The 15229-nt window shown below is 64.6% G+C and carries 12 protein-coding genes; 7 read left to right on the top strand and 5 right to left on the bottom strand.

What is annotated here, in order from left to right; translation table 11 throughout:
* Window positions 1-86: 86 nt before the first annotated feature.
* Together AB0M59_RS13510 and AB0M59_RS13505 are read right to left on the bottom strand one after the other, a co-directional pair.
* Window positions 87-377, bottom strand: coding sequence for a transposase (locus AB0M59_RS13510; RefSeq protein ID WP_364613551.1), 291 nt, complete (start codon window positions 375-377; stop codon window positions 87-89).
* A gap of 64 nt (window positions 378-441) precedes the next feature.
* Entirely contained in the window at window positions 442-1047 is a 606-nt protein-coding gene (locus AB0M59_RS13505) for a hypothetical protein (protein ID WP_364613548.1), read from the bottom strand.
* 889 nt (window positions 1048-1936) lie between these two features.
* Here AB0M59_RS13505 and AB0M59_RS13500 point away from each other — a divergent pair.
* Both AB0M59_RS13500 and AB0M59_RS13495 read left to right on the top strand, forming a co-directional pair.
* The gene (locus tag AB0M59_RS13500; protein WP_364613545.1) at window positions 1937-2173 is read left to right on the top strand and encodes a kelch repeat-containing protein; all 237 of its coding nucleotides are present in this window, start codon (window positions 1937-1939) and stop codon (window positions 2171-2173) included.
* Window positions 2174-2533: 360 nt separating this feature from the next.
* Window positions 2534-3601 carry a hypothetical protein gene (locus AB0M59_RS13495; protein ID WP_364613542.1) on the top strand — a complete coding sequence of 356 codons (1068 nt, stop codon included), beginning with the start codon at window positions 2534-2536 and terminating at the stop codon, window positions 3599-3601.
* Window positions 3602-3693: 92 nt separating this feature from the next.
* Here the strand turns inward: AB0M59_RS13495 and AB0M59_RS13490 are convergent, their stop codons facing one another.
* Together AB0M59_RS13490 and AB0M59_RS13485 are read right to left on the bottom strand one after the other, a co-directional pair.
* A complete protein-coding gene (locus tag AB0M59_RS13490; RefSeq protein ID WP_364613539.1) occupies window positions 3694-4176 on the bottom strand; it encodes a tyrosine-type recombinase/integrase in 483 nt (160 codons plus the stop codon).
* An 842-nt stretch (window positions 4177-5018) separates the two neighbouring features.
* Complete coding sequence (locus AB0M59_RS13485) at window positions 5019-8336, bottom strand: hypothetical protein (RefSeq protein WP_364613536.1); 3318 nt, start codon at window positions 8334-8336, stop codon at window positions 5019-5021.
* 780 nt (window positions 8337-9116) lie between these two features.
* Between AB0M59_RS13485 and AB0M59_RS13480 the strand changes: the two genes are divergently transcribed.
* The 3 genes from AB0M59_RS13480 (at window position 9117) to AB0M59_RS13470 (ending at window position 12548) form a co-directional block, all read left to right on the top strand.
* Window positions 9117-9326: a hypothetical protein gene (locus AB0M59_RS13480; protein WP_364613533.1), complete on the top strand. Its 210-nt coding sequence runs from the start codon at window positions 9117-9119 to the stop codon at window positions 9324-9326.
* A 33-nt stretch (window positions 9327-9359) separates the two neighbouring features.
* Window positions 9360-9488 carry a hypothetical protein gene (locus AB0M59_RS13475; protein WP_364613530.1) on the top strand — a complete coding sequence of 43 codons (129 nt, stop codon included), beginning with the start codon at window positions 9360-9362 and terminating at the stop codon, window positions 9486-9488.
* A gap of 1185 nt (window positions 9489-10673) precedes the next feature.
* Entirely contained in the window at window positions 10674-12548 is a 1875-nt protein-coding gene (locus AB0M59_RS13470) for a hypothetical protein (RefSeq protein WP_364613527.1), read from the top strand.
* 52 nt (window positions 12549-12600) lie between these two features.
* Here the strand turns inward: AB0M59_RS13470 and AB0M59_RS13465 are convergent, their stop codons facing one another.
* Window positions 12601-13752 carry a tyrosine-type recombinase/integrase gene (locus AB0M59_RS13465; RefSeq protein ID WP_364613524.1) on the bottom strand — a complete coding sequence of 384 codons (1152 nt, stop codon included), beginning with the start codon at window positions 13750-13752 and terminating at the stop codon, window positions 12601-12603.
* 585 nt (window positions 13753-14337) lie between these two features.
* Between AB0M59_RS13465 and AB0M59_RS13460 the strand changes: the two genes are divergently transcribed.
* Complete coding sequence (locus AB0M59_RS13460; RefSeq protein ID WP_364613522.1) at window positions 14338-15042, top strand: helix-turn-helix domain-containing protein; 705 nt, start codon at window positions 14338-14340, stop codon at window positions 15040-15042.
* Complete coding sequence (locus tag AB0M59_RS13455) at window positions 15039-15170, top strand: hypothetical protein (protein WP_364613519.1); 132 nt, start codon at window positions 15039-15041, stop codon at window positions 15168-15170. Before AB0M59_RS13460 ends, AB0M59_RS13455 begins: the two co-directional genes overlap by 4 nt.
* Window positions 15171-15229 lie beyond the last annotated feature (59 nt).

The raw sequence follows: 15229 nt of genomic DNA, 5'->3' as shown, positions 1-15229 counted from the left end.
GTATCCGGAGCGGGACACGTTCAGTACCCGGCAGGCCACCGCGATATCGATACCGTCCGCGGCGAGTTCATGGACCAGCGGGAAGGTTACTTTGGGAGGATGTTCTCCCGCGCGAAGTACGCCGCCGCGCGTTTGAGGATCTCGTTCTCCATCTCAAGTTGCCGGTTCTTGCGGCGCAGTTCGGCGAGTTCCTTCTTTTCCGCGCTGGTCAGCTTCGTGGTCGAGCCGTTGGTGTCGGCGTTGGCCTGGGCCATCCAGTTGCGCAGGCAGGACTCGCTGATGCCCAGGTCCTTGGCCAGCGCGGCGACCGGTTTATCGCCCAGGCGGGCCAGCTCGACGGCACGCTGACGGAACTCAGGCGGGTGTGGTGCAGGCATCGGAACATCCTCCCCGGTGACCGGCGGTCACCTCAGGTCAGGTGTCCGGGCAACCGGGGGAAGCTCACGAAAGGTCAGAGTGCCTTGGATCATTTTCTTTAAGGCTTATGAGTAGTCCTAACAAGAAACCAAGTTGTCGATCACGTCGCGGAAATCCCCCACGACTCGGACGTACAACCCAACGTCTCCCGGCGTTGTCGATTGCATAAACCCGAGTAACGCGGGTGACATGCGCATTCTTTGCAAGAGTTCCATGAAAGTCCATAAAATGGCCGCGATCCTTTACTCGCATGGCACAATTGACGCCATCGACAAGTGTCACAGTCTCACTTGGCGGTATAACATGATCGTGAAGGACCACCTTGCCGATTAATCTAGCCGACTCTGGCGGGCCAGCATTGACGACACCCAATCCACGATAGATCAAATACTCAACACTCAGTACCCTTATTGGAAGGTTGCTGGCGTTCTTGATAAGAAGATTCGGCTTGCTCGCCAGAGAATCAATGTCAACGTCAATCGACGGATCGGTTATGCTCCAAGCTCCAAGCTCGTCGATCTGCTTACGGCGACGCTCGCGGCGATCTCGGCCAAAAATAACGAACGCAAGTACAAGCGAGCCAGCACTGGCCCAAGCGGGCACCGTACCCAATCCCAGCTCTGCACCCACGTCAACAGATCCAAGCTCGCACTCCTCGCCAATTTCTGTCGGTAATGTACCCGCTTTCAGAACGCATATCAATTGCCAAAATGATATACTCGCGTGTCTCGCATGAAGTCTTCAGTCGATCGCCCTGGCAATCCAGGTGCGGCGGTGTACGGCGACATCCACCAACCGGTGGACAACACCGTCGCCGGGTCGGTACACCGGTCGCCGCCAACCTGTGAACGAGCCGCGACCGGATGCCACGAGGCCGCGAGTGATCTTCGACAACGGTTCGTCTCTGGCAGATATCGCCAAGGTGCACGCCACCGCGCTGGTTGTTGCCAGCTTTGCCCCTGTCTGCAATTGCTTTGTTGCTGTTCCTCGGCTCGAGTCATCCAGCGTGTCACCGAGGCAGTCGTCGGGTTGAGCTGCACCGTAGCGGTGAGCGACACAGCTACCATTGGCCGACCACGTCGTCGCTGACTAGGCCAGCCAGTCGCGAGTGGGCAGCCGGGCTGACGATGGCGTTCAAGCTGATCGAGTCCGATTATCGCTGTCGAACGAGACACGAACAGCCCGATAACCGGTCTTATGTAGGCCATCAGTGAGGCGCTTCACCGGCACTCCGAGACAACTCGTCGGGCCGTCCGATCCGGATGATCGCCTCGGCGTCCCCGCTGAAGTGGATCATGGACACGCCGCACCCCAACGGCGCGGACGCCCACCGCTATCTTCTCTCACCTCTCAGAGCCGTCTGCCTTCGCACGACGAGGGCAGATTCATACGAAAAGAGGTCCTGTCAAGGCAGGTGCTGCCGTCGAACTAAGCGCGTAACAACCGTCGGCGCTCTGGAGACTCCAGGGAAGTCAGCAGCCCGCGGAGGCCGAGAGCGGCGTGTGGCGAGGAGGTTCCGATGAACGGACCGGCACGAGAATGGCAAGAGCGATCGCCCCTGCGGGTCGCACGCGGCGGCCACGATGTGGCGACCACCCGCGGCCGGATCTACGTCGTCGGAGGTTTCGGCACGACCGAACTCCTCAACGCGGTCGAGAGCCGCCGGACACAAGGCGACGGCGAGTGGCACTCGGTCGCACCCATGCGGATCCGCCGAGCCATCGACCAAACACGGCTGTTGTCTCGCGAACTGTAGCGCTGAGATCGACGCGCATCGGGATCAATGCCGGGCACAGGCCGAGATCTCGGTTGCGATCACCCCGGCACTGGTTGGCCGGATGGTCACGGTGTCGTCGCGAATCGTGAGACACGCGGACCGCCGAGCTCGAATGCCACTCCCGTCATCCCTCATGTCGAACTTCGCGTTCGGCCGACACCCATCATCGCCTTGGCCTGGCCCGGTCCGCGCTTTCACTCGATCGGATGAGATCTCGGCGTCGGACTTGCCGCAGGTCCGAGGGCGAGCCGACGGCTGGCGAAAATCGTGCCGAGGCAACGTCGTCCCCGGCATACAGTGCTTTGCACCATACGCAACAGCCGGCCGGAGGGAGACACCATGGGCTACGACAAACCTGTGCTGGAGGCCCTCCAGGCGGCCCAGGAGCTGACCGAGCTGTTCGAAGCCGACTTCGATGTCGACCGCGGTGGTTTCACCTGGTGGCACGACTACGGCCTCGACGGCGTCGCCCGCACGGGACTCATGGACTACCTCTATGGCCTGCTCTGTGCCGTCGAAGAGAACCTCCGTTCCGCGGCGATCCACCTGCATGACCTTCGGACGAACCGCTACACGGACGACTACGCCTTGCTCAAACACATGCGAGAGAACGGGCGGATTCCCGACTACCGCATGCGGACGGATGCTGAAGCTCAGCGAGAAGCGCGAACTAACGCGCACGAGGCCGGTGTTTTTCGCGCTACCGGGTCCATCCTCGACACCTTGGCCGGCGTCGTGGTCGGCGTCGGAGGCCTGAAGTTCAATATCATGATGGCCGACCTGGGCAGCCTGCAGCCATTGGCGAAAGGCGCCGACTACCCCAATGCCAAGGTCCGCAAGAGGCTGGGACTCACTGAGCAGTCGCTCGATCTGAACGACCCGCAAGGAAATCTCTTGCGGGCCACCCGGTCGTCGCTCCTGGAAGCAGGGCCAGACGGCTGGCTGGAGTGGACACAATTCAGTCGCAACGACCGCGTCCACCGAGCTTCCCGCATGCACACAGGCATCTTCACCGAAGATGGCAAGATGGCCCGACCGTTTCCTCGTCAGCCTGATCACGCCGAAACTCTGGCGTTTCGCATGGCGAACGACGTCAGGAAGGTGCACCTCACCGAGGACTCCGTGGTCACGCTCGAAGGCGTTGTCGGATCGGTGAACGCCGCAGTCGTCGGGGTGCTGCTCGCCTGCGCAGCGCTTTGGCGCACGCGTAAGGCTCAGCCGGCCCTAATCACGCAACCCGAGTGGCAGTGGGCCTCCGCGAAGCCACCACGGGCTACGACGTTCGACGGTTACGCCGCCGACACGATCAAGATGCAGCGCAACCCGGCGCTCGCGGTTAGCCCGCGAACTGCACGTCGCTTGCAGGCCGCGAAGGTGATGGACGGCGATCACCCGACAACTACCTGAGTAACGTCCGAACGGCGGACCTCGGAGTTTATGGTGAAGTGGCGCTTAGGGTGGCGGAGATTGAGGCGCGTCTGCCACCCCCACAGGCAACCTCATCCAGGGTCGTCGCCGCCGGGATCGTTTAAAAGAACGTCGAGGTCGTCGGCGGCATCCTCATCGTCGAGAGGCAGAGCGTCTGCGTAGTTCCGCAAGGTCGTGGACGGGTCGCGGTGACGTAGCCGGGCTGCAGCTTTGAGGATCTTGCCCTGAGCCACGAGATCGGTGCCCACGGTGTGCCGCAGCCGATGCAGCATGGCATCCGGCAACCCGGCCGCGTTCCGCAGCCGCTCAAACCGGTGTCCGAGACCTCCCGGCTGAACCGGCGTACGACGGTCAGGCCGGGCCGAGAACAGCCACGGCCCAAACTCGCCGCCGGCCAGGGGATGGTGCTGCCACGCCCGAACATGGTCGTTCCAGCACCGGACCGTGGTCTCCCCCAGGGTCAGGCGCCCCCGCGAATGAGTCTTGGTCGGCCCGATCACCACATCCTTCGCGGCACGCTCGATCGACAGCACCCGCCCGTCCAGATCATCCACCCGCAGCGCCGCCAGCTGGTGACTACACCCGGCGCGAACACAGGCGACACTCGGCAGTCATTCTGACTCCGTGCCCGGCCGGCCCCAACCCTGAAGTCCGCGACGCGGTTCGCCGGGCCTCGCTCCGACACAGCGCGCCATCGACCGGGAGTTCGGAGAATCCTTCTTCCACAGTCGCCAAGTGTCGGAGCGCGTTACACGACTTGAGCCTCAACACGACGGCATCGTCAAGTCAAGAGACGGGCGGGATATGTTCCCGTAACACCTCGGTCGCGCGCTCGCCGTAGTACATGTGTTCGCCACAGGCGACACTCGACGCATACTCCGCGTGCCCGAGACGACGTCACACCTCCCGCCGGGCGACCACCAGCGCCCCTCCGCACGGCCGGACACCATGCGTTCTGCCTCAATGGCCACCGCCTCGTCCAAGCCGGCATGAATTGCGGCCATGATCATGACTGCTGGCTGTCCTCTGTCACCTGCAACCTCCGCCTCGAGCTCCGACTGCCCCGTGCCACCTGGGACGAAGTCGCCCCCTCCGGCTCGGCGCTGAGCACCCGCCCACGCACGCAAAGCTTCTGCTCGACATCGCCCGGCCGCCCGCACGCGCGAGCGTCAGCCAGATCGTCGCCAAATTGGAGGGGGTACCCATAGCAGACATCGACGCGGCTCGATGAGACGCTCGAGGCCGCCGCGCTGCTGCGGGGGAACGGCTCGACGCTAGCCCGGCGGGCTGGATCCCGGCCGCGCTGTCCTCATTCGCCGGACGTGCCGACGACTCGCACCGGCGTCGCCCCAGAGCAGGGTTCACCACCGCGCAGAACCGTGCGCGCTCGCACACCTCAGCCCAAGTCGTCCCAACCCCAGGGAGACGTGGGGCGACCGTCGGGCTCGCGGCCGAACCGGAACCGGTCTGCGTGATCGTCCCATTGCTTGAACCACGAGAAGGCGCCCACGGCGGGGAACAGGTTCATGAGCGCGGCGCGCTCCTCCACGGCCTCGACCGTTTCCAGCGCTCTCACGAGAGAGGGTGAGTACCTGCCTAACTTGCCGAGCGGCAGACGGTCCACCCGCGCCACCACCTTCCGAACCAGGTCGGCGGCGCCGATGTCGTTCAACTCGTACACGAGGCTGGCGGCAGTCTCGTGATCAGGGATCTCGGCAATGATCCGCCCGGCCAAGGCAGCGGCGTGCCCAGTCGCGCCTATCGTCCGCAGCTGCGCCAGTACCCTGACCATGTCTTTCGTTTCCCGGAAACAGGGGAGCATCTCCGCGACCCGGGCCGTCAGCGCCTCCAGCTGCTCGGTGGTCCCAGTGCCGCTCACCTCCTGCAGCAGCTTCGACAACTCGTCGAAGTTGTCCAATGGAATCCAGCGGGCAGCTCGTTCGGTAAGGCTGGCCAAGGGCTGCTCGAGCTTCAACCGGCGCAGACACAACAGCAGGTCTGCTACGCCGGACACGGAGCTGGGAGAGACGTCCCCAACCCGGGCAGCCATCACCTCGAGCTGCAAGGTGGCGCCCATACGGTGCAACTGCTCCAAGAGCCGGGCTACGGTGAGCGGATTGTCTAGCGTCGCATGCGTGGCTGGATCGCGGGTAAGCAAGGCAGTGGCGTGACCGGTGGCGTGGGTGTTGTGCAGGCACCTCAACAGTTCGTTGACGCCCGCGGTGTTGTGCAGCCGTATTTCCGCGACGGCGCGGGCGAGCAGAACGTCGACCTGGTCGTCGTTGCCGGTCTCCCGTAGTTTTCTGACGAGGTCGGTTATTGACGGCGATTTGAAGCTATCGAACACCAATCCCTGGGCGGCCCGGACTGCGAGCCTCCGCGCATGCTCGCTTGCCCCTATGTCTTGAAAGTGCCTCAGCACATACTCTATCTGGAACGAGTCAGTAAGCGGCACATCGGAAGCGAGCCGGCTGGCCAACGCGTTGGCCAGGTCGACAGCTCCGGCCTGCTGCAGTATCACCGGATAATACGCAGCAACGAAAATAAACATTGGAGTGAGGGGTATGTGCACGATGCGTTCGGCCAGCACGTCGAACTCCTCGACCGCTCCGATACTGCGCAAGCAGCTCATTAAGTAAATCACCATCGAAACGCGCAAGAGCGGGGCCTGCGCGGCCGCACGAGAGGCCAACGAGGCGGCCTGCCCAGTGGCGCCTGCTGTGTGGAACCAAAGAACCAGCGGCCCTACCCCGTCAAAGTTCTCGACGTCGACTTGCGCCGCCGGGTCACGCGCGAGCAGCGCTGCGGTCAACTCGACTTCGCCCGAATTGCGGAGATGCTCCAGAAGCCCAAGCACGGAGTGGGTGTCTGTAAGCGGGCTATCGGCAACGATCCGTCGTTGCAAAAGGTCGACGTCCCCGCTCGCCCCGACTTCGTTCAGCCAATGCCCTAAGTGGCCCGCACCCAGCAACGAGTCGACCGGGCACAGGGCTGCAGCTCTGCCTGCCAAGCCGACTACTTGTTCAGCGGCGCACACTTTGTGAAGCACACCCAGCAGACCGACTACCTCTTCAGTTGCGTCCACGTCGACGGAGATCGCCGGATTGCGAGCCAGGAGAGCGGCAAGCTGCCGGTCGAAGCCCCCGCTATGCAGGGCGGAAACCACGGAGCGGAGCACAGCGGGATCCTTCAGCGGGCAATGGTGCGCGAGCCACTCCGCGGACTCGATATCGTCGGATCGTCCCGGCGACAACAACTTCTGGGCCTCCTGCGGGTAGCCGGCGACGACCGCGTTCTTGCGCAGTTGGGCGGCGGCTGCGAGCAGACCGCGGTCCGCTGCGGCCTGCCCGATGGTGTTGAGGTCGCCAGGGTGAGCGTGTACGGACACAGCCCGCCAGAACGCGATGGCGGGTATTGATTCGGCCCGTAGCGTCCGCCCGATCTGATCCAGGTAGTCCGCCAGCCGGTACATCGGCGTCGACTCAGTGACCACTCGCGTAAGGGGGCCCAGCGCGCCTTTCGCAGGCCGGGCTGTGTACGCCAACGCCCGCTCTAACCAGTCCGGGGCGAGCACCGCCTGCTGCGCGCGCGTCAGATGGGCAAGCGCGGCGTGTTCAAGTAGTGACTGCGGCAGCGCTTCGCGGTGACCGAAACGGCGTAAGTCCATGGCCGCCCAAAGCAACGCCTTGGCGGGCGCAGGCGCGGTGTCGAACCGGACCAGCAGTTCCGGTGCCCCAGCCAGATATTGGGTGATCTGTCCGTCGTCCGCATGCTCGATCGCCCAGGCCAGTCGCGTGTCTTTCCGAGCTGCCGCCGTCATGGCCGCGAAGTCGGCGCCGGCGAAGAACTCCGGCACGGGGACCACGACGTCCTCAAGAACCTGTCGTACCTGCGTCCCAGGGGTCTGAGTGAGGGCTGCGTGATGTTCGGGCCACAGGGTCCCCAATACGAGCACTGGGGCCCGCGATGATGCGGCGAGCAGGGTGCGCAACTTGGCCGCGATTCGTTCGGAGTGGTCCTTCAGGTACTCCTGCGTTTCGTTGAGCCACACGACCGTGCGCGGTCCCACCCGATCCAGCCCCGCCAAGGCTGCTTCGCCGCGCGTCGGGTCGTAGGGGTGCCACAGCCGCCATCCGTCGACATCGCGCAGCGGCTGCAGCGCTTCCCAGCAAGCGCGGGTCTTGCCTGCCGACGAGCCACCGACCAGAACCACCGCAGCGCTTACGCCGGCCTTCGCACGCTCGACGACTTCGGCGAGGTGGTAGTCGTGTGCGCGTCGCACGTATGGCGGCAATCCGGTTACCTCCCCCAAGACGATCGGCCGGTGCACCTCTAGTTCGAACGGGTCGCGTACCTCCTCAAGCGGAATCCCAGGCGTTACCTCTAGCCGCGCCGCTACCCAGAGATCGCGGACCGCGTTCGCGGCTTGTCCGGTGTCCCGCCCAGCTGCCGTCGCGAGCACGCTAACTACTGCGACGACGTCGGCCTGCGACGGCGGAGTCACCGGATCGCGAATGATCCGCCGGATGGTGTCGCGTGCAGGTGCACCCGCGAGGTCGTCGTCTGCGGCGACCCACTCGGTCATCGTGTCAAGCGAGGGCGCTCCGGCTGCCAGGTACAGCTCGTATATGTGGGCTTTCAGATTGCTCAGCGCGCCGGGTGGCACCGGGAGCTGCCCGATCGGCCGCGGTCGCCGCACCTCATCGCCACTCATCGCACCCCACCGTCCCGGATCCGTCCCCGGTCTGCCGCGACGCCCCCGCGGCTGCATGTTCTATCGCAATCCGGCATCGGCGCATTTCAGACGCCGATTCTTGAGCCACTTGTGAGCATCAGCTCGACCAGAGGAGGACCCGATGACCAGAGCCGAACGACTCGTCCTGGCAGCGGCGGCGCTGCGCGGCGCGCTGTCCGGTGCAGTGAGTGCCACCGTGCTGTGGTTGCTTGAGCACGGCCTTTGGTAGGACTTTGTGGGGATCCAGCGGATACAGCGGGATCCCCACAAGTCTGCCGCCCGCTGATCAGCACGGGGGACGCAGCGCAGGTCCGAGGGGGCATTCAACGCCTCAACGGGGGTAAAGTCTGCCCCTGAGCCGTCCCTGAACCACTTATGCGCGGTCAACGCCATGGAGGTCGTCGAAGAGCGTCGGCCTCGTCGGCGGCGTCCTCATCGTCAAAGGGCAACGCGTCAACGTAGTGGCGCAAGGTCGTGGGCGGGTTCCGATGGCGCAGCCTGGCGGCGGCTTTCGGGATCTTGCCCTGCGACACCAAATGGGTACCGACGGTATGCCGGAACTGATGCAGCATCGCATCAGGCAGCCCAGCCGCGTTCCGCAGCCGCTCGAGCTGGTGTCATAGCCAATAGGCCGGTCCACTCCCGCAGCGACACGTTCGGGTGAACCACCTTCACGATCATGGCCCGGATGGCGTGAGAGGAAGTGAAGGGCGCGCGATACGGCGCGCGTCCCGTCCCCTTGGGAAGGAGGGTCACCCGGTGACGTACCTGGTGACCGCATTCGCCGCAGCCGTCACGTCGCTGACCGGCCGCTGGCTGTGGTGGACGCTCGTCGGCGCGGTCCGCGCGCTACACCGGCTGGCCGCACACGCAGACGTCGTCCTGCTCGCCGTGCGCGTACTCGCCGCCGGCGGCGACGTCGAGTGGCGCATCCGCCGCCGCGACCTCGACGTGCGGAATTCGATGTAGTCGGGTTCGTGGAAGGCGGTCACCTTCGCTCGGGTGCCTTCAGGCAAATCGAGCTCGGGTTTCGTCGTCGAGGAACACGACCTGGTCACCAACGTTCATGTGTTCATGATGCCCGGCGGCTGGCCGGCTGTGCTGGCGGGCGTCAGCTGGCCCGGCTGGTGAGGCGGCGTTTGGTGGTGCGCAGCCGGAACGACTCGGTGCCGGTCTCGATGATCGAGGCATCGAAGGTGAGCCGACCCTCAGCCGCACAAACCGGTGCCCGATGCCGCCCGGCTGAACCGGAGCGCGACGGTCGGGCCGGGCGGCGAACGGCTATGGTTCGGACACGTCACCGCCAGTGGGTGGTGCAGCCAGGCCCGGACGTAGTCCTTCCGCACCGTGCCGTGGTCTCTCCCAGGGTGAGACCGCCTCGCTACGCGCACCATCGACAGCACCTGCCCGTCCAGATAGTCCCCCCTCAGCGCCGCCAGCTCCCCGCGGCAGGCACCAGAGGCCGCAGACAGCCGAACCGGCAGCACATCCGGCGGCTGCTGTCCCAATCCTGATCTGGTCGTGTGGTCATGCGGGCGCTGGTCGGTAACGACCCGGCCACACTGTTGCGGTGGCGGCAGTCCGCTAGCGGCTGTGCTGTGGCTGTGAGAGCAGTTTGATCGACACCGCCCGATCGCTGAGCCGTGGTGAAGCCTTGGCCTGTCTGAGGCAGCTGGCCTGAGCGATGGACGATGCCGGCTACTTCTACTCTTGATGGCTGACGCAAGCGGGCGAGGATCGTCCCCCAGGGGGCAGTTCGGCACCAGCGGGGGCTAATTGTCGGTCGCAAGTCGCGCATTGAGGCAGCCCCAACGAACCTCCCTCGAAAGAGATCCTCACCAACATCGTCTCCGAGCACCAGCCCGCGACAGAATTTCCCGATTCGCCAATTCGATCTCGGCGAGCCCTGACTGAAACCTCTGTTCAGGCGCACCATCTCGGAGGTCCGGCAGCAGACCCGAAAGTGGCATCGTTGAAGAATCACCAGATGGGACATTTCTTCGACACACTCCACACCCTCAGGACATAGTCTCGTCCGGAACTTACGGACCAATCCGGCGAAGCAAGATCCTTCCACGGCACTGACCCAGCAACAGAGTGTTGACAGCATTGCGCAAGTCGAGGACCGTCTGAACTAGCACTTCGTCGAGGGGAGCGATCATGACCGGTCCACGCATTCCGGGTATCCCTCGGCCTACTCACCAACCCGGCCAGGGTCCAGTTATCAATGACCCAGGAGCTGGACACCTCCGAATAGCAGCGTTCGGCGACTCGCTCATGTGGGGCCAGGGCAACACGCGATCCAACAGTTTCCCGATGCGGTTCACACAGATGGTCGGTTCAACCTTCGGCAAGCCGAGCCTGCCCGGAGCACTTATGTTCGACGCGTCGCGTTCGGGGGCGAAGATCCGTGATCTTGCCGGAGAGCGACTCGAGTTCACCGACATCTACCCGTTCCTGTTCCCTGACCCTAAGATCCGCCGGGAGTTTCTCAACGGCATCACCGACGCGCCGGCACATGGACTCTATGGCGAGATCCCAGCCACCTTTCCCACAGTGCTGGGGCAGGTGAAGATGCTACCGGCTGCTGGCGGTAAAAAGATTGACATCGCACTCGTCACCGGTGGGCTAAACGATATCTCTCCCGAGGATGTCATCAACCCGCTACTTTACACAGGACGTTACATCGAACGCTACGACGGAGAAATACGGCGCGTAGTGGAAGACAACGTGACCGCCCTCCTTCAGGCCGTGCGCAATCGGTGCCCCAACGCCGTCGTCTTCTACTTTGGCTTCTATTCCGGCATCTCCTACTCGTCAGACACCAACAAGCTTCGCGAATTGTTCAAGCATGAGTACAATGACGACTTCAAGTGGTGGCTCAACCAATACGTTTACGAGATGATAGACGTCAATAGGATGATCAATGAGGCACAGACGCGATCCGAATGGTTTCACGGCCGATGGCAGTATTGGATCCGCAGGGCAGTCAACTACATGAATGTCGACGATCTACGCCGAGGACCCGGTGTCATCTTTGTGCCCTCACACTTCAGTTCGTCGCACGCCGGGTTCACCCCGAACTCGCGAATTTGGGATGACTACGATTTCCCCACCAAGGATCCGGCCGCCGATGATCGGGCTCGACTCATTCCACGCTTTAGCAAGCTCGCAGACATGCGAAATCTCATCAATCTTGTCGGACTTGGGACGCTGGGCGGAGCCGAGTCCATAGCTCACAAACAAGCCGCAAAGCTCAACGGCACGATAAATGGACCACTAACAGTCAAGCGTGATCTGACTGATTACGGAACCGGCCGAGACGGCGCCCGAGATTTGCTACTGAAGTCGCTCAGCGACGAGGTGCACCGCATCCAACACGGGCTCATTGCTTCCATGGCACACCCCAACGTGCAAGGAACTCTAAGTTATGCCACTCAAGCCATCGCTAGGCACTTCGAGCATCAGGAAACTTTGCAGAAAGTCGCAGCTGAAACCGGGCTCAACGCTCCGACAGCGATTCCCAGACCTGGCACTCTGGACAATCTGCTGAGGAGATATAACCTGCGGACTGCAGGTAGCGCCCTCGCAGCTGACGTCACCCACCTCGATATCGACTCACTGACCGCGATAATAAAGACTACGCCGAACTCGGCGCGCAATTTGGGCATGTCGGCCAGCTTGGTTCTCATCCTGACTAACCGCGCGGGCGGCGGAACGAGGACCGAGTCGTTCTTGCTCACGTTCGTCAACTACATCAATTCTGTTGACATAGTGGTCTACGACGCGGACCCGATCAACAAGCCCTATCCCTACCTCGAGCCAGGAGCGACGAACCGCCTCACAGCGGTCACCACATCGGGCAACCCTATTAAGCTTGAGGATGTCGTTGGTTGCCACCTGGTCTTAGGGCCCGATCCATGGCCAAACGGTCCAGCCAAAGTACGGCGCCGGTACGGCCGCGTCTGGGCCCCTGACTCGGTCACGCTAGAGGTCAACGGCGTCCGGGTCGCGACTGCTGAACTATTTGGCAGGACCTACGGGCCGAATAGTCAAATCGATCTTGAATGGCCGGCGCCAGTCGACGGAGGATTCGTCAGCCCGGCCGTAAAGTTGCCGAAGATCAGGCGGGTGCGTCCGCTAGGCAGGCTACAGACGAACCCACGCCTGCCCGGACGAAGGGCTTTGTGAACCCGGATTCCATCCGCCAAGAACATCGTTCGCCGCCCAGTCCCGACAGCTGTCATGAGCGGTCGTCATTGAGATCGTTGAAGAGGGCGTCGAGTTCGTCGGCTGCGTCCTCATCGTCCAGAGGCAGCGAATCAGCGTAGTTGCGCAGCGTCGTGGACGGGTCTCGGTGACGAAGCCTAGCGGCGGCTTTGAGGATCTTGCCCTGAGCCACCAGATGGGTGCCCACGGTGTGCCGGAGCCGATGCAACGTGGCATCCGGCAAGCCTGCTTTGTCCCTCAGCCGCGTGAACCGGTGCCCGAGGCCGCCCGGCTGAATCGGCGCGCGACGGTCGGGCCGGGCGGCAAACAACCACGGCCCGGGCACGGTGCCTGCCAGCAGGTGGTCCCGCCAGGCCCGGACATGGTCATGCCAGCACCGTGCCGTGGTCGCTCCGAGGGTGAGACGGCCTCGGGAGTGGGTCTTGGTCGGGCCGATCACCGCGTCCTTGGCGGCGCGCTCAATGGACAGCACCCGCCCGTCCAGATCGTCCACCCGCAGCGCCGCCAGCTCCCCGCGGCGGGCACCGGAGTCCGCGGCCAACCGCACCAGCAGCTCATCCTGTTCCGTATGGAACAGATCCAGCGCCCGCTGCCGGGACGCCGGACGCTCACGCAGCCGCGTCGCCGCCTCCTGCCGGCGCCGCTTCGCCACCGCGAACAACTGCCGCACCTGGGGTGGTGGCAGGTGCTTGCGCGGATACGGCCGCGGCGGCGACCGCATCCCCGCCAGCGGATCCGAGCCCAGCAGCCGCTCGCACACACCCCAGGTGATCGCCGAATGCAACACGTGGAACCAGCCGGACAACGTCGACGGCGTCGCCCCGGCCGCCGCCCACCGCGCCAACGCCACCTCCAGCACCGCCGGCGTCAGCCGATCCAGCCAGCAGCGCGCCAGCCGATCCCGCCGCAAGTCCCGCAGCACGCCACCGTAGGACCGCAACGTCGTCGGGCTCCACCGATGCGGAGCCGCCTCGAACCGATCGAGCAGCCGCTCCACCGTCAGCCGATCGCCACGGTCGGCGCACACGCGGCGGACGCCGTGATCGGCGACCAGTTCGGCTTGCCGCTGCGCGGCGTACTCCTCGTCCCCGTGGACGGTGAACGACCGCTGCCGGCTCCGGCCGGTCAGCGGGTGGGTGCCGACGACAACGCGGATCTCCCACACCCCAGCAGAACGCTCACGCCGCGTGCCACCGCCACGGCGTGTTTGTCGCTGTCCGGCATCCCTATCCGACCTGGTCATCCCTACACCACTAGAGATCAAAGTAGGGATCAGGCTAAACGCACAACAGGTCCAGCGCCTCCCGAAAGAGGCACTGGACCTGCGTATTGCCGTCTCAACCAGACGTGCGCCCGAAGGGATTCGAACCCCTGACCTTCTGATCCGTAAGGAGGGTCCGGGGTAGCGCGTTTTGGCTGGTCACGTCCAGGTCAGGGGCCCCGAGTCCAGCCCCGTCCACCACGTCCGTGAGACGTGTGTGAGACGCGGCGGCCGAAAGGGACCCATGAACGACCACGCCCACCACCCATCACCGGGCACCCAGCCGCACACCCAAATCAAGATCATCGAGACGACGAGGCACGGTCTACCGCCGTCTCCCCAGGGCCTGCCGACCACGCCGCGCGGCCACACAACGGACGCGTCGTCGGTCACGCCACGTAGCCGGCAAGCAGCCGACCCCGGGCACGTAGATCCGCTCAGCGTCCGCCTCGAGCCAGCGCCCACCACAGCCTCGTCCGGAGGTGCGCGATGAGCATCGAAGCGATCTCCTGGGCCCTCAACGAGGCACCCATCCCGTCCGACCGCCGGGACGCCTCGTCGCTGGCGATGGTGCTCGTCGGCCTGGCGAACCACGCCGACCCCGACGGCCGCAACGCGTTCCCGTCGAACGCCACCCTGACCCGCTACACCCGGCTTTCCGAGCGCTCCGTCCGAAACATCCTCCGCGAACTCGCCACCCTCGAGCTGATCCACCCGTCCGACCCCGGCATCGTCGCCGCCTACATCAGCCGCGCCGACCGGCGCCCCAACGGCTACGACCTCAACGTGTCACTCACAAGTGTGGACAACTCCACCCTTCCTGTGGACAACCTGGGGGCGGACGTCGACCACGAGGGGCACAGTCTGCCGCCCGCTGACCGGCACGGGGGGCACACAGCGCAGGTCCGAGGGGCAGACAACACCACAACGGGGGGCAGAGTCTGCCCCCGAACCGTCCCTGAACCACCCAGGAACCGTCCCGCGCGAGCTCGAGCCCACGGCGAGACCCTGGCTGCGCCGGTGCCGCCGCCCTGCGGCGAGTGCGACGCCCGCCCCGGCGACACGATCGCCGCCCGCACCATCCCCGTGCCCGGCCGCGACCAAGTTCGCCGCTGCCCACGCTGCCACCCCCACGAACTCGCCTCGGCGCCGGAGCACCGCGGCCTGTTCGCCGACGTGGCAGGAGCCCGATGACCGTCCTCGCCAACATCGGCCTGCCCCACGCACCGCGCGGAATAGGGCAGACCGGTACCGACCTGCCCGTGGACGCAGCGGCCGCGCCGATCTCGCTGTTCCGTGCGTTGGAGGGGGCTCAGCCGTGATCAAGACTCGGAAATCGACCGCCGCTGGCGTCGCTGACCTGGAACCTCGCCACGCGGCG

The sequence above is a fragment of the Amycolatopsis sp. NPDC051371 genome (assembly GCF_040682155.1).
In the GTDB taxonomy this organism is placed as follows: Bacteria; Actinomycetota; Actinomycetes; order Mycobacteriales; family Pseudonocardiaceae; genus Amycolatopsis.
This window is presented reverse-complemented; position numbering and strand designations above follow the sequence as displayed.